Annotated in this window: 12 protein-coding genes; 7 read left to right on the top strand and 5 right to left on the bottom strand. The window is 59.5% G+C overall.

Features of this window, described 5'->3' with window-relative positions:
- Positions 1–81: 81 nt before the first annotated feature.
- Both phnE (ACX3P5_RS11030) and phnE (ACX3P5_RS11025) read left to right on the top strand, forming a co-directional pair.
- Positions 82–942 carry a phosphonate ABC transporter, permease protein PhnE gene (phnE, locus tag ACX3P5_RS11030; protein ID WP_233987781.1) on the top strand — a complete coding sequence of 287 codons (861 nt, stop codon included), beginning with the start codon at positions 82–84 and terminating at the stop codon, positions 940–942.
- Complete coding sequence (gene phnE / locus ACX3P5_RS11025; RefSeq protein ID WP_233987782.1) at positions 939–1,823, top strand: phosphonate ABC transporter, permease protein PhnE; 885 nt, start codon at positions 939–941, stop codon at positions 1,821–1,823. Before phnE (ACX3P5_RS11030) ends, phnE (ACX3P5_RS11025) begins: the two co-directional genes overlap by 4 nt.
- On the opposite strand, the gene ACX3P5_RS11020 is transcribed toward phnE (ACX3P5_RS11025), so the two are convergent.
- Positions 1,777–4,380, bottom strand: a complete 2,604-nt coding sequence (locus ACX3P5_RS11020; RefSeq protein ID WP_458968692.1) for an ATP-binding protein — start codon at positions 4,378–4,380, stop codon at positions 1,777–1,779. The two genes, phnE (ACX3P5_RS11025) and ACX3P5_RS11020, sit on opposite strands and share 47 nt — an antisense overlap.
- A gap of 147 nt (positions 4,381–4,527) precedes the next feature.
- Between ACX3P5_RS11020 and ACX3P5_RS11015 the strand changes: the two genes are divergently transcribed.
- The 4 genes from ACX3P5_RS11015 to ACX3P5_RS11000 all read left to right on the top strand — a co-directional run bounded on the left by ACX3P5_RS11015 (position 4,528) and on the right by ACX3P5_RS11000 (position 8,781).
- A complete protein-coding gene (locus ACX3P5_RS11015; protein ID WP_233987784.1) occupies positions 4,528–6,042 on the top strand; it encodes a sugar ABC transporter ATP-binding protein in 1,515 nt (504 codons plus the stop codon).
- Positions 6,043–6,052: 10 nt separating this feature from the next.
- Positions 6,053–7,033 carry an ABC transporter permease subunit gene (locus ACX3P5_RS11010; RefSeq protein WP_031378037.1) on the top strand — a complete coding sequence of 327 codons (981 nt, stop codon included), beginning with the start codon at positions 6,053–6,055 and terminating at the stop codon, positions 7,031–7,033.
- 82 nt (positions 7,034–7,115) lie between these two features.
- Positions 7,116–8,054 carry an ABC transporter substrate-binding protein gene (locus tag ACX3P5_RS11005; protein WP_233987785.1) on the top strand — a complete coding sequence of 313 codons (939 nt, stop codon included), beginning with the start codon at positions 7,116–7,118 and terminating at the stop codon, positions 8,052–8,054.
- A 43-nt stretch (positions 8,055–8,097) separates the two neighbouring features.
- The gene (locus ACX3P5_RS11000) at positions 8,098–8,781 is read left to right on the top strand and encodes a D-lyxose/D-mannose isomerase (RefSeq protein WP_458968691.1); all 684 of its coding nucleotides are present in this window, start codon (positions 8,098–8,100) and stop codon (positions 8,779–8,781) included.
- Between the two features lie 24 nt (positions 8,782–8,805).
- On the opposite strand, the gene ACX3P5_RS10995 is transcribed toward ACX3P5_RS11000, so the two are convergent.
- Complete coding sequence (locus tag ACX3P5_RS10995; protein WP_233987787.1) at positions 8,806–9,549, bottom strand: response regulator; 744 nt, start codon at positions 9,547–9,549, stop codon at positions 8,806–8,808.
- 434 nt (positions 9,550–9,983) lie between these two features.
- Here ACX3P5_RS10995 and ACX3P5_RS10990 point away from each other — a divergent pair, with 434 nt between their 5' ends.
- Positions 9,984–11,282 (top strand): NCS2 family permease, encoded by a 1,299-nt coding sequence (locus ACX3P5_RS10990; protein ID WP_218833860.1) that lies wholly within the window; start codon positions 9,984–9,986, stop codon positions 11,280–11,282.
- Positions 11,283–12,188: 906 nt separating this feature from the next.
- Here the strand turns inward: ACX3P5_RS10990 and ACX3P5_RS10985 are convergent.
- The 3 genes from ACX3P5_RS10985 to ACX3P5_RS10975 form a co-directional block, all read right to left on the bottom strand.
- Entirely contained in the window at positions 12,189–12,854 is a 666-nt protein-coding gene (locus ACX3P5_RS10985) for a PAS domain-containing protein (RefSeq protein WP_336755514.1), read from the bottom strand.
- 4 nt (positions 12,855–12,858) lie between these two features.
- A complete protein-coding gene (locus ACX3P5_RS10980) occupies positions 12,859–13,542 on the bottom strand; it encodes a helix-turn-helix transcriptional regulator (protein WP_458968690.1) in 684 nt (227 codons plus the stop codon).
- 1,252 nt (positions 13,543–14,794) lie between these two features.
- Entirely contained in the window at positions 14,795–16,249 is a 1,455-nt protein-coding gene (locus ACX3P5_RS10975; RefSeq protein ID WP_233987788.1) for an AMP nucleosidase, read from the bottom strand.
- Between the last annotated feature and the right edge of the window lie 53 nt (positions 16,250–16,302).

The raw sequence follows: 16,302 nt of genomic DNA, 5'->3' as shown, positions 1-16,302 counted from the left end.
TTGCCTTCCCCGGCTGTCCGGGGAAGGCGGGACGCGGCAGGTCCGTCTGCGTCCTGATGCTTCAGCCCCGGAGATCCCCCCTTGACCGAATTCGAACGTTATTACCAACGCATCCGCCGCCAGCAGAAACGCGACACGCTGCTCTGGTCACTGCTGCTGGTCGCACTCTATCTGGCGGCGGGCAACGTGGCGGAATTTAATCTGCTCACCGTCTGGCAGTCGCTGCCGCACTTCTTTGACTACCTGCGGGAAATCATGCCGGTGCTGCATCTGCCGCTGCTGTTCGCGGATGGCAAAACCAGTGGCTCGCTGGCTTACTGGGGCTACCGTCTGCCGATCCAGCTGCCGCTGATCTGGGAAACCCTGCAGCTGGCGCTGGCCGCGACGCTGCTGGCGGTAGCGCTGGCGGCAGTGCTGGCCTTTTTTGCCGCCGACAATACCCGTACGCCCGCCAGCCTGCGACTGGCGATTCGCGCCTTTGTCGCCTTTCTGCGTACCATGCCGGAGCTGGCGTGGGCGGTGATGTTTGTGATGGCGTTTGGCATCGGCGCGATCCCTGGCTTTCTGGCACTGGCGCTGCATACCGTCGGTAGCCTGACCAAACTGTTTTACGAGGCGATTGAATCGGCGTCTGACAAGCCGGTGCGCGGCCTGGCGGCCTGTGGCGCCACCACCCTGCAGCGGATGCGCTTCGCCTTCTGGCCGCAGGTGAAACCGATCTTTCTCTCTTACAGCTTTATGCGGCTGGAGATTAATTTCCGCTCCTCAACCATCCTTGGACTGGTGGGCGCGGGCGGCATCGGCCAGGAGCTGATGACCAATATCAAACTGGATCGCTACGACCAGGTGAGCATCACCCTGCTGCTGATCCTGATTGTGGTGTCACTGCTCGATACGCTATCCGGCCAGTTGCGCCGTCGCGTTGTGGGAGAAACCGCATGATCAGCGTGGTACCGGACATCACTCATCTTAAAGCGCAGCACCGCGAACTGTTTGCTGCGCAACCGCGTTACCTGCGTCGCCTCGGCCTGCTGGCGCTGGCGGTGCTGCTCTACTATCTGTTCTTCTTCTCGGTCTATGGCATTGAGGTGTCCCGCCTGCTGAACGGCTGTCAGCAACTGGGGCGTTACTTTCTGCGAATGTTTGTCTGGCAGGATTTTGCCAACTGGCCGTTTGGCTATTACTTCTCGCAGGTCGGGATCACCTTAGGCATTGTGTTTGCCGGCACCCTGACCGCCACGCTGCTGGCGCTGCCGCTGTCGTTTCTGGCGGCGCGCAACGTGATGCACAGCCGGGCGACCCGACCGGTGGCCTTTCTGATGCGTCGGCTGTTTGACCTGCTGCGCGGTATCGACATGGCAATCTGGGGGCTGATCTTCGTCCGGGCGGTCGGTATGGGGCCACTGGCCGGGGTACTGGCGATTATCCTGCAGGATGTCGGATTACTGGGCAAACTCTATGCCGAAGGCCACGAAGCGGTCGAGCGCTCGCCGAGTCGCGGCCTGGGGGCGGTTGGCGCGAACAGCCTGCAGAAACACCGTTTTGGCATCTTCACCCAGTCGTTCCCGCAGTTCCTGGCGCTCAGCCTCTATCAGATTGAATCCAATACCCGATCGGCGGCAGTGCTGGGCTTTGTCGGTGCCGGTGGCGTCGGGCTGGTCTACGCCGAGAACATGCGGCTGTGGAACTGGGACGTGGTGATGTTCCTGACGCTGATCCTGGTGGTGGTGGTCATGGTGATGGATGTGCTCTCCAGCCGCCTGCGCAAGCGCTACATCAGCGGGAAACCGGTGCCGCTGTGGCAGCCTGCCGGGCGTGATTAAGCCGTTCGCTGCGCTGCCAGGCACGTTGCAGTGCCTGCACCAGTTGCGCCTGCTGCCAGGGCTTCGCCAGCCGTTCGCACAGCGGTAACGTGACCGGCTGGTTACGCAGATCCTGACCACTGATGAGCAGCGTCGCCAGCTGCGGCCAGTTCTGCTGCGCCTGGCGGATCACTTCCGCACCGTTAATCTCGCCGGGCAGCATCAGATCGCTAATCAGCAGATCGATATCGGGCGTCTGACGCAGCAGTGCCAGCGCCTGTTCACCGTCGCCGCACTCCAGCGTCAGATAACCCAACTGATGCAGATGCTCACACAGCGTCTGGCGCACCGCCGGTTCATCATCCAGCACCAGCACCAGCCGATCGTTGGCCGCGTCGGGCGGCGTCGGCTGGGCCGGCGGGAGCGGGGCGGTGGCCGCCATCTCAGGGGCGCGCGGCAACAGCAGCCGCACCGTGGTCCCCTGGCCCGGCGCGGTTTCCAGTTCAATCTGACCACCGGACTGACGCACGAAGCCATAGACCATCGACAGCCCCAGCCCGCTGCCGCTGCCGGTGGCTTTGGTGGTGAAGAAAGGCTCAAAAACCTGCTCGCGCACCGCTGCTGACATGCCGCAACCGTGGTCAATCACCTCAATTGTGACCCGGTCACGTTTTTCATCCTGCTCCAGCCGCCGCTGATTCCAGATACGGATGCGGATTTCCCCGCTCTGCTGCTGCATGGCATCCCGGGCGTTGACCACCAGATTCATTAAGGCGTTTTCCAGCTGGCTGGCATCGATCCAGGCGGGCCAGCCGGGACGCTGCGCATCAATCACCAGTTGCTGACCGGGCAGCAGCGAGTGCTGCAACAGCCCCTGCAGATTATCCACCAGCGTCACCACCGACACCGCGTGCGGAAACAGCGCCTGTTTACGTGAGAAGGCGAGTAAGCGCTGGGTCAGCTGGGCGGCGCGATCGGCCGCCTGGCGCGCCCGCTCAATCCGGCTGGCGAGCGGGCCGGGCGTCAGCTGGCCTTCGGTCAGCGCCAGGCTGCCGATAATCACCGCCAGCAGATTGTTGAAGTCGTGCGCCAGCCCGCCGGTCAGCTGACCGACCGCTTTCATCTTCTGGCTATGCTGCAGCGCCTCCTCCAGCGTTTTACGCGAGGTCCGGTCCAGCACGGTATTGACCATGCCGCGCCGGGGAATCGGGCTGAAGCGCAGCTCCAGCGTGCGGCCATCGGCCAGCCGGATCTCCTGCGGTTCACCGGGATCGTGCAGATCCACCGCCAGCGGCGCCAGTAGCTGCTGCCAGTGAACGCCGCGATGCAGTTCACGCGACGGGATACCGAGCAGCTCGGCATACTGCGCATTCCACACCACCAGCTGACCGTCGTTATCAAACAGCGCAAAGCCGTCGCGCATCGCCAGAAAGGTCGATTCGAGCTGGTTGCTCTTCTCTTTCAGCAGCCGCGAGGTATGGGCCAGTGAGGCGGTGTTACGGGCGAAGACGTTAAACGCCCGCGCCAGCTCGCCCAGCTCATCCCGCCGCTGCAGCCCCGGCACGCTGACGTCCTGTTCACCCTGCGCCAGCCGGGTCATCGCCCCGGCTATCGCCGTCAGGCTTGAACCGAGATTGCGGTAGATATAGATACCGGCGTAACCGGTGATCGCCAGCGCCAGCAGCGCAAACAGCGCAATAAACCCGATGATTGAGTCCAGCTCGCGGTGGGTCGCCAGGGTCCGCGCCTCGCTCTGTAGCGCCACCTGCTGCACCGAGGCACTGATATCCTCATTCAGCATCGCTACCAGCGCTTTGATGCGATAGGTGGCATAGGCAATCGCCAGATCGCTCTGTTCCAGCGCATCGGCCAGCGGCAGCAATCGCTGCTGGGTCGCCAGCAGGCGCTGCACTTTTACGCCGGTCACGCCCTGCAACGGCACCGCACGCCACTGCGTCATCACCTGCTGTAACTGGTCGATCACCGCCACGGGCGACGGGGTACGGATGGCGATCCCGATCAGCCGCTCGGTCTGCTGACGCAGCGCGGCGTCCGGCTGGCTCTGCCGTTGACGTTGCACCAGCTGGTCAATATGGCTGAGCAACAGCTGCGCCTGCCACAGGTCGCTGAGCATGTTGTTGCGTTGCAGGTGACGCTGATGGCCGGTCAGCAATAACTGGTTGATGGTCTGCTCCAGCATCAGGCTACGGGCGCGGATGCGGGCAATACGTTCCGGCTGGCGCGCCGCCAGTGGCGCACTGGCCAGCAGCGTTAGCGAGTGCTGCAGCGCCTGCTGATTCTGTTTCAGACGTTGTGATTCACTCTGGTACTCCAGCGCCCCAACCACCTGCGACAACCGCACCGCCGCCGTCGCCACATTGGCGGTATCACGCGCCAGCGCCAGGCTGCCGTTCATGTCCGCCAGCGTCTGCGCCTGCGCCTGTTCCTGAATCGCGCCAGCATGACGAAAGCCGAAGATCGCCACCACGCTCACCATCAGCGTGACCAGCACCACCAGCAGATTGAATAGCAACAGGCGGCCTCGCGCCCCGGCCTGCCACGGATAACTGCGCTGCATCCCACGACCTCATCCTCACTGCAACGATGAGCCGAGTATAGGAGCGCGCAGGCGGGCGTTTATGACAAATATGAACGGGCGCTGACATTTTCCGTTTATCTGGCGTTGGTTAACTGGCGGCTCTTGATAATCAGCAGGAGCCGGCCGATGACAGCCACACCGATACTGGAAATGCGGGAAATCACCCGGCGCTTCGGCAGTTTTTATGCCCTGAAAGGGGTCGATCTCACCGTTTATCCCGGCGAAGTTCACGCCCTGATGGGGGAGAACGGTGCCGGTAAAAGTACGCTGATGAAGATTCTGGCCGGTGCCTATACCGCCAGCAGTGGGGAAATTTTAATTGAGGGTAAACCCTGGGCGCTGAAGGGGCCCAAAGAGGCGCTGGCCGCCGGGATTACCCTGATCTACCAGGAGATCAATCTGGCACCCAATCTGACGGTGGCGGAGAACATCTTTCTCGGCAGCGAAATCGCGCCCGGCGGACTGGTAAAGCGGCGGCAGATGGCGGAGCAGGCGCAGCGGGTGATCGACCGGCTGGGCGCGCAGTTCAGCGCCTGGGATTTGGTCAGCCGGCTGAGCATTGCCGAGCAGCAGCAAGTTGAAATCGCCCGTGCGCTGCAGCGTAACAGCCGCATTCTGGTGATGGACGAGCCAACCGCGGCGCTCTCCAACCGCGAGACCGAACAGCTGTTTGCGCTGATTAAACGGCTGCGCAGCGAAGGGATGGCGATTATCTATATCAGTCACCGGATGGCCGAAGTTTATGAGCTTTCCGATCGGGTCAGCGTGCTGCGCGACGGCCAGTATGTCGGCAGCCTGACCCGCGACCAGCTCAACGCCAGCGAACTGGTGCGGATGATGGTGGGTCGCCCGCTCAGCGACCTGTTCAACAAAGACCGCACCATACCGCTGGGCGATATCCGGCTGGCGGTTAATCACCTTACCGACGGCGGCAAAGTGCATCCCAGCAGTCTGGCGGTGCGGGCCGGTGAAATTGTGGCGCTGGCCGGACTGGTCGGCGCAGGGCGCAGCGAACTGGCGCAGCTGATTTTTGGCGTACATCCACCGAAAGATGGCGAGATCTGGATCGATGGCGAAAAGGTACGGATTCGTTCACCGCGCGAGGCGATTGCGCAGGGGATCGGTTTTCTGACCGAGAACCGCAAGGAGCAGGGACTGTTTCTGGAGATGGCGGCACAGGAGAACATCGTGATGGCCACGCTGGAACGCGACGCCAGCTACGGGATGCTCGACCGTCGCAAAGGGCAGTCGATTGCCACCGAGGCGATCGCCTCACTCAATATCCGGGTGCCCCATGCCCAGGTACGGGCTGGCGGTCTCTCCGGCGGCAATCAGCAGAAGTTGCTGATCTCGCGCTGGGTGGCCATTGGTCCGCGCATTCTGATCCTCGACGAGCCAACGCGCGGGGTGGATGTCGGCGCGAAGAGCGAAATCTATCGCATGATGCAGCAGATGGCGCGGCAGGGCGTGGCGATTTTAATGATCTCCAGCGAACTGCCGGAGGTGGTCGGGATGAGCGACCGCGTTTACGTGATGCACGAAGGCACCATTGTGGGTGAGCTGGAAGGCAGCAACATCAGTCAGGAAAACATTATGACGCTGGCAACCGGTGCGCACAGCGCGTCACCGCTCGAGGTATAAGGATACCAACATGACACAACTGGCCCGGACCAAAGCCCCGACGCTGAAACGCGCGCTGATGGGCGATCTGCTGCAAACCGTCGGTATCCTGCCGATTCTGATCCTGATCGTGGCGGTGTTTGGCTTTGTCACGCCGAACTTCTTCACCGAAGCGAACCTGCTGAACATTACCCGCCAGGCCTCCATCAATATCGTGCTGGCGGCGGGCATGACCTTTGTCATCCTGACCGGCGGTATCGATCTGTCGGTCGGCTCGATGCTGGGCACCACCGCCGTGGTGGCGCTGGTGGCCTCGCTCGATCCGATGCTGGCCTCAATGACCATTCCGATGGCGCTGGGGGCCGGACTGGTGATGGGGCTGTTCAACGGCGTGCTGGTGGCATGGGCCGGTTTGCCGCCGTTTATCGTCACGCTCGGCACCTATACCGCGCTGCGCGGGGCGGCCTATCTGCTGGCGGACGGCACCACGGTGATCAACTCCGATATCAACTTTGAATGGATCGGCAATGGCTATCTCGGGCCGGTGCCGTGGCTGATTGTGATCGCTTTCGCCGTCATCGCTATCTGCTGGTTTATCCTGCGCCGCACCACGCTGGGGGTACATATTTATGCCGTCGGCGGCAACATGCAGGCGGCCCGCCTGACCGGCATCAAGGTCGGTATGGTGCTGATTTTTGTCTACGGCATGAGCGGCCTGCTGTCGGGGCTGGGCGGGCTGATGAGCGCCTCGCGACTCTACAGCGCCAACGGTAACCTCGGCGTCGGCTATGAGCTGGATGCGATCGCCGCAGTAATCCTCGGCGGCACCAGTTTCGTTGGCGGCATCGGCACCATTACCGGCACGCTGATTGGCGCGCTGATTATCGCCACCCTGAATAACGGCATGACGCTGATGGGCGTCTCCTATTTCTGGCAACTGGTGATCAAAGGCGCGGTGATCATTATTGCGGTGCTGATCGACAAATATCGCACCCGCCATCACGTGAGTTAAGGCTGGAAGGGCGGAGACGCAGCCGCCACCATAAAAAACGCCATTTAGTCGTTGGCACTTTGATAACCGCAGGAGAAGGTCTATGCGTTTTAATCCGATTGTAACCGGACTGCTGGCGGCGACGCTGTTCAGTACCGGCATGGCTCAGGCAAAAGAACTCAAATCTATCGGCGTGACGGTCGGCGATCTGGCTAACCCATTTTTCGTGCAGATCACCAAGGGTGCGGAGATGAAAGCGCGGGAACTGGCGGGGGATAAGGTCAACGTGACGCTGGTCTCCAGCGGCTACGATCTCGGTCAGCAGGTCGGCCAGATTGATAACTTTATCGCGGCGAAAGTTGACATGATTATCCTTAATGCCGCCGACTCCAAAGGCATCGCCCCGGCGGTGAAGCGGGCGCGGGACGCTGGCATCGTGGTGGTGGCGGTTGACGTGGCGGCCGATGGTGCCAACGCCACCATTACCTCCGATAACACCGAAGCCGGGGTGATGGCCTGTAAATATATTTCTGACCGTCTGAAAGCCAAAGGCAACGTGGTGATCATCAACGGGCCGCCGGTCTCTGCGGTTCAGAACCGCGTTGAAGGCTGTATGACCGAACTGAAGCGCCATCCGGAGATCAAGCTGCTCTCTTACAACCAGAACGCCAAAGGCAGTCGCGAAGGCGGGCTGGAAGTGATGACCGGCCTGCTGTCGGCTAATCCGAAGATCGATGCGGTATTCGCCATCAACGATCCGACGGCGATCGGTGCCGATCTGGCGGCGAAACAGGCGCAGCGTAACGAATTCTTTATTGTCGGCGTCGATGGATCGCCGGACGGTGAAGAGGCGCTGAAGCGGAAGAACTCACTGTTCGTCGCCACCCCGGCGCAGGACCCGCAGGTGATGGCCGCCAAAGCGGTGGAGATCGGCTATGACATTCTGCAGGGCAAACCGGCACCCGATAAGCCGGTGCTGATTCCGGTGAAGCTGATCGATCGTAACAACATCGGCAGCTATCAGGGCTGGACGGTGAAATAAGCCACAGGCGGCACCGCAGGGTGCCGCCTGCAGGAGGACGCTCATGCAACGTTCAGAAGTGAACCGCGCGCTGCAACAGACCCGCGAGTTTTTCATCCGCCAGGATGTGCATCTGCCGCCGTGGGCGGATTACGATCTGCGCCAGTGGCAGCTTCAGGATCGTCAGCAGGCGCAGGAGATTCTGGCGCTGCGGCTGGGCTGGGATGTCACCAGCTTTGGCGCGGCTGACTTTCTGCAGACCGGCCTGACGCTGTTTACCCTGCGTAACGGATCGCCAGGCGGACAGCCGTGGCACAAACCCTATGCCGAAAAGGTGATGCACGTGCGCGAAGGCCAGCGCACGCCGATGCATTATCACCCGCAGAAAATGGAAGACATTATCAACCGCGGCGGCGGCAATCTGATTATCGAATTACATAATCGCGATGGCGACGGGCTGGCGCATTCGCCCGTGCAGGTGTCGCTCGACGGCATACGCCAGTCGCACGCCGCCGGTTCGCAGATACGGCTCTCGCCGGGCGAAAGCGTGACGCTGGAAACGGGCATCTGGCACAGTTTCTGGGGCGAAAGCGGCTTCGGTGATGTGCTGGTGGGCGAGGTATCGATGCCGAATGATGACGAAAACGACAATGTATTTCTGACGCCGCTGGCGCGCTTCAATCCACTGCAGGAGGATGAGGCGCCGCGCTGGCTGCTGTGCAACGATTATGCGCACTGGCTGCCCTGAGCAGGGCAGGCGTGGCGCGGTCACTCAGGCGATCTGGCTGGTGCGCGTTACGGCATCAGGTTTGACCACATCGGCCGAAAAAACATAGCCAAGGCCACGAATGGTGCGGATCAGGCTGGGCTGGTGCGGGTTAGTTTCAATTTTACGCCGCAGCCGCATGATCAGTACGTCGATGGTGCGATCAAAGACGTCGAGCGTTTCGCTGTGGGTCAGCTCCAGCAGCTGATCGCGGGTCAGCACCTTGCGGGCATGACGCACCAGCGCCCGCAGCAGGCTATATTCACCCTGGGTGAGCGGTATCAGTTCGCGTTGCGGGTTAAACAGCTGAGCGCGGGCATCGTCAAGTTGCCAGCCGTTAAAGCGCCAGCCCGCCTGGTCCTCGGCTGCAGGCAGCAGGCGACCACCGCGACGCAGCGCAGCCCGGGCGCGCGCCACCACCACTCTCGGGTTAAAGGGTTTGGCGATATAATCATCCGCGCCCATCTCCAGCCCGACCACCATCTCCGCTTCCGATCCCATTCCGGTCAGCATGATCACCAGCACGTCGGGCCGCTGGCGCTGTAACTGCTGTAACACCAGCAGGCCATTGGTATCCGGCAGCATCATATCCAGCATCACCAGCCCGATCTCCGGGTGATCCTGAAGCATCGCCAGGGCCTCTTTGCCCTGATGACAGCTGTAAACACTGAACACATGTTCACTTAGCGCGTCCTGCAACACGTCGCAGACGGCAAGATCATCATCCACCACCAAAATTGCTGGCTTCATTGCGCGGCCTCAATGTTACGAAAGAGTTAATTCTGGAGTGTACACAGGCTAATGACGGTTGCTGTTTCAGCCTGCTGAAACGTGACCAGCTTCGCCTGGCAGAGTGCGGAATCGTGCGCTGGCGCAGAGTTTTTCTGACCCCCGATGTCGCCGCAGGAAAACGATTGCGCAGAATCAGTGCATTGCACCATAATCGCGCCTTGTTTTGGTTCGGAATTGTCTTAGCCGTGTATTGACTCGCCAGGTAATCGATTGCGTCGGCTTATGGCATGGCAATTGCTTAGGGCAGTGGGCCCAGACACGTTTTTTTACCCCATTCAGGCTCGCGAGTATGCAGCAGCCCGTTTCGCTGTTCCGGGAACAGAATAATCAGCATGCAAACCCCTTTGGCAAGCGAGAACGCACATTCGTGACGTCTCCTGTATCGAGAGATGATGATGTTAGAAAAATTATTCAAACTCAAAGCACACAACACCACGGTTCGCACCGAGATTATCGCCGGGATCACCACCTTCCTGGCGATGGCCTACATCCTGTTTGTTAACCCGAGCATTCTGGGCGCCACCGGCATGGACAAAGGGGCGGTATTTGTTGCCACCTGTCTGGCGGCGGCCATTGGCTGCGTGCTGATGGGGCTGATTGCGAACTACCCGATTGCGCTGGCACCGGGCATGGGGCTGAACGCCTTCTTTACCTACACCGTGGTGCTGCACATGGGCTACACCTGGCAGGTGGCGCTGGGCGCGGTCTTCCTGTCGGCGGTGATCTTCTTTGCGCTGTCGATCTTCAAAATCCGCGAATGGATTATTGCCAGCATTCCGCTGCCGCTGCGCGCCGGGATTGGTGCCGGTATCGGGCTGTTTCTGGCGCTGATTGCGCTGGAAGGGGCGGGGATTGTGGTCGATAACCCGGCGACGCTGGTGGGGATTGGCGATCTGACCAAGCCGGGACCGCTGCTGGCGATGCTGGGCTTTATCGTGATTGTGGTGCTGGAAGCGCGTCGCGTCACCGGCGCAGTGCTGATCGGCATTTTGCTGGTGACCTTTATTTCAATGGGCATTGGCCTGTCACCGTTTGCCGGCGTGTTCTCCGCACCGCCGTCGATCGCCCCGACCTTTATGCAGCTGGACATTGCCGGTGCCTTTAACGTTGGCCTGGTGAGCGTGATTTTTGCCTTCCTGTTTGTTGATGTGTTCGACAACACCGGGACACTGCTGGGCGTGACCAAACGTGCCGGTCTGGCGGATGAGCAGGGCAACGTGCCGAAAATGGGCCGGGCGCTGATCGCTGACAGTGCGGCCGCGTTGTTTGGTTCGCTGCTGGGTACCTCGACCACCACCAGTTACGTGGAATCTGCGGCGGGCGTCAGCGCCGGCGGCCGTACCGGTCTGACGGCGATTGTGGTGGCGGTACTGTTCCTGCTGGCACTGTTCTTCTCGCCGCTGGCCTCCAGCGTGCCGGTCTATGCGACTGCGCCAGCGCTGCTGTTTGTCGCCGTGCTGATGGCATCAGGTCTGGCGGAGATTGACTGGAAAGATATCACCACCGCCGCACCGGTCACCGTGACCGCGCTGGCGATGCCACTGACCTATTCGATCGCCAACGGTATCGCGTTTGGTTTTATTACCTGGACGCTGGTGAAATTGCTGAGTGGCCGTACTAAAGAGGTCAACGCGGCGCTGGTGATTTTGTCGATTCTGTTTGTGATTAAGTTGGGGTGGCTGAGCGCCTGATCGGGGAGGTTTCGCCTGGCGGCGGGCTGGGGCTGGTTACGCATGGCTGCGGGCTGGGGTCAGGTTACGCCTGGCAGCGGGCTGGCACAGAGCGGGTTTCGCATGGCTGCGGGCTGGCACAGAGTAAGGTTTCGCCCGCCAGGCGCTGGGGAGTTTCAGTTTGCCGGAGCGGGCGGACGCGTCAAGGGGCGGACGCCCGCCCCTTAACAATCCCGGCGTCCGGCTGCCTTCGCGCCACGCTGCGCGTGGTGCCTTCGTCACTCACTGCGGCCGACGGACCGTCCGGACTCGCCGTCCCTGGCGAGGCCGTCCTTTCGCCGACGTCCTGTCGGCTCTTCCTGGCCTTCGCTCACTCCTCAGCGCTGCGGACGCCTCTGGCAAACCCCCGTCTGTAAATTCTTAAATGTTATGTGGCCCGGCATTGTCTGGCGGTTCACGAATACGGATGCTTCTGGCAAAACCCGCTCTGTAATTCCTGAATGGTTATCCGGCCCTGCCGGGTGTGGTAGCTGGCAAACTTAAAACTGACAGCACTGACAGCACTGACAGCACTTACAGCAGCGACAGTTAGTCCCCACAGCAACGAAGAATGCGAAAAGAAAAACAGAAATAACAGCGAGGGGTAGGGAGGCCGTCTGAAGCGCTGAGCGGATGAGGGATTTCAGGACGAGCGACAGGGATGTCGCGAAGAGGCGCGTCCCGGCCGGTCCGTAAGAAATCCGGAAGAAGCGAAGGGACTGCGAAGCGGCGGTGAAGCAGGCCGGAGCCCGGGGTCAAGGGGGCGCGGCGACTGGCGCCCCCTTGTCGGTCGCCGGCAGCGGCGTAGCTGAAACTGCCGCAGCCAGCCGGCGAACGAAACCTTCTCAGTGCCCGTTCGCGCAGCGAACAAATCAGGTAAGCCACCTTTCAGTTAATCAGGACATGTCCTTTACTGAGGAAAAATGGCGGAATGTAGTTGTCCCAGCCTCTCAGGAAGCAGTACTGCTGCAGTGCGGCATTATTGATTACGCCGCTTTTGTTGTAGCAGCGTGTCAATCGGTTGCGAAGGGCCGACGGGCTGATGCCAAGAATCTCCGGCATGCTGTGCTGTTTTACACCACAGAACAGCAACAGAATCACTTCCCATTCTTTGTCAGTAAAAATACTGGCTGGTCGGGTAAAAACAAAAGGCTTCCTGCCGCTCGGTTTCAAAAAGGTAGAAAAGTAAATATTGCTGATCTCCATGTAAGTACAAATGATGCCATTAACCCCCTCTCTGAACGGCCAGGGGCGTTTCTCCACCAAAAATGATCTGAGCCTGTTACGCCTACCATACTCGAACGTTTTGAGTACAAGGCTCATCTGGCCAGTGGTCACTATCTTTCTGTCATCATGGCGTATATGGCGATAATAATCGCCGATATCCGGCGTCAGGTCAGTGTCGAGGGAACCTACTAGTGTGTCATCTGATACGTTGAAATAGAGGCAGGCAAGTTTATTGCCATAAACATAGCGTGAAGCACTGTCCTTTATTGCCCAGCCAAACAGGGAGTGGTCAAAATAGCATCCGAGATGATTGAGTTCTTGATTCATCAGCTTAGCCTCTGATTATGATATGTCCCTTCTTCAGAAAGAACGCCGGTATATAGTTATCAAATTGGCTTAGGCGACAATAGTCAGTCAGGGCAAAAACGGAGTTGAGACCCGTTTTTCGGTAACAGCTTCGGAGCCTGCCGTTAACGGCATCAATTGAAATTGCCAGTACACTGCTTATTTCTTTGATTTTCATTCCACAGACCAGCAGATATACCACCTCCCATTCTTTTTCGGTAAATACGGATGAGGGGGATTTGAAGGTCGCATGCTGAATTATTTTTCCATCCAGTAACGAGGTTGGTGTAACGATTCTGACGTGCCTGACGCTGATAACGGTGCCGATGCAGTTATGCTCGTCGTCATAGAGCGGTTCCTGAACATTATAAGCGGGCTGCATGATTTTCTCTTTGCCCTGAATGTGCGTAGTGATAGCCCTTACTGGATGACCCGTGCGCTCTATTTCCCTTTCCTGCTGGTTAAACAGCTCTGAAAATTCGGCAACGGGAACGGGAATCTCACTGATATTCCTGCCTTCATAGTTATATCGATTTGAAAGGGTTTGCCAGGTTTTGAACGTGTTATTGACATAAACAAAGCGGGAGTTATTGTCTTTAACTGCCCAGCCAACGATCGGATCGTGTTCAAACATTTCGATCAAGCTGGCAGGTAATGGAATTGTTTTCATAAACGTATCCTTACATTTAAATTACCCTACATTAAATTGACCTTACATCGTAATAACCCTACTGAAAAAGCACGCTGCAGATAAAATACCGTACTGCAATCATACCTTCATAACAGAAAGAAAATATCATAAAAGTATTAATGCGGCTAATCACCAGGGAAATTGCCTGCAATTATAAAAAATAAAAACTATGCCCATAGCCGAAAGGTTATGGGCTTTTTTCACCTGTCATTATTTAACAATGTTACTTTCCAGAGTAATTGCGCTGAGGTGTGGTCCGGGAGAGAGCAGGTTACGCTAGCGGTGGTCTGATACAGAGTGAGGTTTCGCCCGCCAGGCACTGGGGAGTTCAGTTTGCCGGAGCGGGCGGACGCGTCAAGGGGCGGACGCCCGCCCCTTAACAATCCCGGCGTCCGGCTGCCTTCGCGCCACGCTGCGCGCGGTACCTTCGTCATTCCCTGCGGCCGACGGACCGTCCGGACTCGCCGTCCCTGGCGAGGCCGTCCTTTCGCCGACGTCCTGTCGGCTCTTCCTGGCCTTCGCTCACTCCTCAGCGCTGCGGACGCCTCTCACAACCCCCCGCCTGCAAACCCGCTATTTTGTTTTATGGCCTGATATTGTCTGCCTGCTGATGGTTTGAGCCTGATAGTCAGGCGCGCTTCGCACTGCTGCATCCTGCGCAGCATCTGCATGACAGCGGATTCTCAGGTTGCTGTCTGTCCTGATGTCGTCTGATTATTGACGGCCCTGAAAAAAACCAGCAGCACCGACAGTCATTGTGCTCATACATACAGCGGCGAAGAACTCACCAGGAAATACAGAAATAACAGCGAGGGGTGGGAGGCCGTCTGAAGCGCTGAGCGGATGAGGGATTTCAGGACGAGCGACAGGGATGTCGCGAAGAGGCGGGGCCGCGCCAGGGATGGCGCGTCCCGGCCGGTCCGTAAGAAATCCGGAAGAAGCGAAGGGACCGCGAAGCGGCGGTGAAGCAGGCCGGAGCCCGGGGTCAAGGGGGCGCGGCGACTGGCGCCCCCTTGTCGGTCGCCGGCAGCGGCGAAGCTGAAACTGCCACAGCCATCCGGCGAACGAAACCTTCTCAGCGCCTGTTCGCGCAGCGAACCCCACCAGGCGAACGAAACCTTCTCAGAGCCCGTTCGCGCAGCGAACCCTCACCCAGCCGGTCGGCGGAGCGAAACCTTCTCCCAGCCCGTTCGCACAGCGAACCCCCACCAGCCAGCTGGCGAACCAACCCCTACCGGAAAGGCGGCTCATTAAACGTCCGCAACTTACGCGAATGCAGCTTATCGCCTTCGGCACGCAGCAACTCCACCGCATGAATCCCAATCTGCAAATGCTCCGAAATCGCGCCTTCATAAAAACGATTCGCCTGGCCTGGCAGCTTGATCTCGCCGTGCAGCGGCTTATCTGACACGCAGAGCAGGGTGCCGTAAGGAACGCGGAAGCGATAACCCTGAGCTGCAATGGTGGCGCTCTCCATATCGACCGCTACCGCGCGGCTCAGGTTGAAACGCAGCGCCGACGCTGAATAGCGCAGCTCCCAGTTACGGTCGTCGGTGGTGACCACGGTGCCGGTACGCAGCCGCTGCTTCACCTCTTCCCCTGGCATACCGCTCACCGTCTTGGTGGCGTCATACAAGGCGCGCTGCACCTCCGCAATGCTCGGTACCGGGATGTCCGGCGGCAGCACGCTGTCGAGCACATGATCGTCACGCAGATAGGCGTGCGCCAGCACATAATCGCCAATCCGCTGGCTCTCACGCAAGCCGCCACAGTGCCCAATCATCAGCCAGGCGTGTGGACGCATCACCGCCAGATGATCGCAGATGGTTTTGGCATTTGACGGGCCGACGCCGATATTGATCAGCGTAATGCCGCGCCGGTTCGGCGAGGTGAGATGCCAGGCGGGCATCTGGTGCTTTTTCCAGGCGAGATCAGAGAGCATCGTCTCGCTGTTAGCCGTTTCAGCGGTCAGCACCACGTCGCCGGCGCAGGCCAGGCTGTCATACGGCGTATTGGGATCGCGCACCTGCTCAATCGCCCAGCGAACAAACTCATCGACGTAACGGGTGTAGTTAGTGAACAGCACAAACGGCTGGAAATGATCGACCGAGGTGCCGGTGTAGTGACGCAGACGGGCCAGCGAGAAGTCAGTACGCAGCGCGTCGAAGTGCGACAGCGGAAACTTTGCGTCGGCATGGAACAGGCCATCGGCGGTCTCATCGCCAATCTGTGACAGTTCGGTGGTCGGGAAGTGACGGGCAATGCCGGCGCTCATGGTGCGATCCAGCGACAGATCGGAACCGTCAATCACGTAAGGATAAGGGATCTCCTGGCTGGAAGGACCGACATCGATCTCCAGCTGATACTCCTTCTCCAGCATCGCCAACTGTTCAGCAATATAGTGACGCAGCAGCGCAGGACGGGTGATGGTGGTGCTGTAGCTGCCGGTGTGGGTAAAGCGTCCCCAGGCGCGGGTACGGTTCTGCTGAGGACCTTCGCCGTGCCAGCTGATGCGCAACTCGGGGTAAACAAATAGCCCTTCTGCGCGTTGGGTTGCATCCGGCAGCGTGCCGTTTTCGGTGAAGGCTTTGATTGCCGCGCGCAGCGCATCAACCGCGCCCTCATACAGGCGCTCAAGTTCATCCAGCGCTTGCTGGCTGGTCAGGTTTTTCCGTTGTGTCGGCATGGTTTCTCCTTCCATTTGTTACCGTAATTTGCCCAAGCTTAGCGGGTTTGTTG

This window comes from Pantoea sp. S-LA4 (assembly GCF_054482835.1).
The sequence above is the reverse complement of the archived record's forward strand: the minus strand, read 5'-3'. Positions and strand labels throughout refer to the sequence as shown.

Excerpts from the sequence above, each read along its gene's own strand:
- ACX3P5_RS10985 (WP_336755514.1), bottom strand. The coding sequence starts at position 12,854 with ATGAATCAAGAACTCAATCATCTCGGATGCTATTTTGACCACTCCCTG.
- ACX3P5_RS10975 (WP_233987788.1), bottom strand. The coding sequence starts at position 16,249 with ATGCCGACACAACGGAAAAACCTGACCAGCCAGCAAGCGCTGGATGAA.
- ACX3P5_RS11005 (WP_233987785.1), top strand. The coding sequence starts at position 7,116 with ATGCGTTTTAATCCGATTGTAACCGGACTGCTGGCGGCGACGCTGTTC.
- phnE (WP_233987782.1), top strand. The coding sequence starts at position 939 with ATGATCAGCGTGGTACCGGACATCACTCATCTTAAAGCGCAGCACCGC.
- ACX3P5_RS11010 (WP_031378037.1), top strand. The coding sequence starts at position 6,053 with ATGACACAACTGGCCCGGACCAAAGCCCCGACGCTGAAACGCGCGCTG.
- ACX3P5_RS11020 (WP_458968692.1), bottom strand. The coding sequence starts at position 4,380 with ATGCAGCGCAGTTATCCGTGGCAGGCCGGGGCGCGAGGCCGCCTGTTG.
- ACX3P5_RS11015 (WP_233987784.1), top strand. The coding sequence starts at position 4,528 with ATGACAGCCACACCGATACTGGAAATGCGGGAAATCACCCGGCGCTTC.
- ACX3P5_RS10995 (WP_233987787.1), bottom strand. The coding sequence starts at position 9,549 with ATGAAGCCAGCAATTTTGGTGGTGGATGATGATCTTGCCGTCTGCGAC.
- ACX3P5_RS11000 (WP_458968691.1), top strand. The coding sequence starts at position 8,098 with ATGCAACGTTCAGAAGTGAACCGCGCGCTGCAACAGACCCGCGAGTTT.
- ACX3P5_RS10980 (WP_458968690.1), bottom strand. The coding sequence starts at position 13,542 with ATGAAAACAATTCCATTACCTGCCAGCTTGATCGAAATGTTTGAACAC.
- ACX3P5_RS10990 (WP_218833860.1), top strand. The coding sequence starts at position 9,984 with ATGATGTTAGAAAAATTATTCAAACTCAAAGCACACAACACCACGGTT.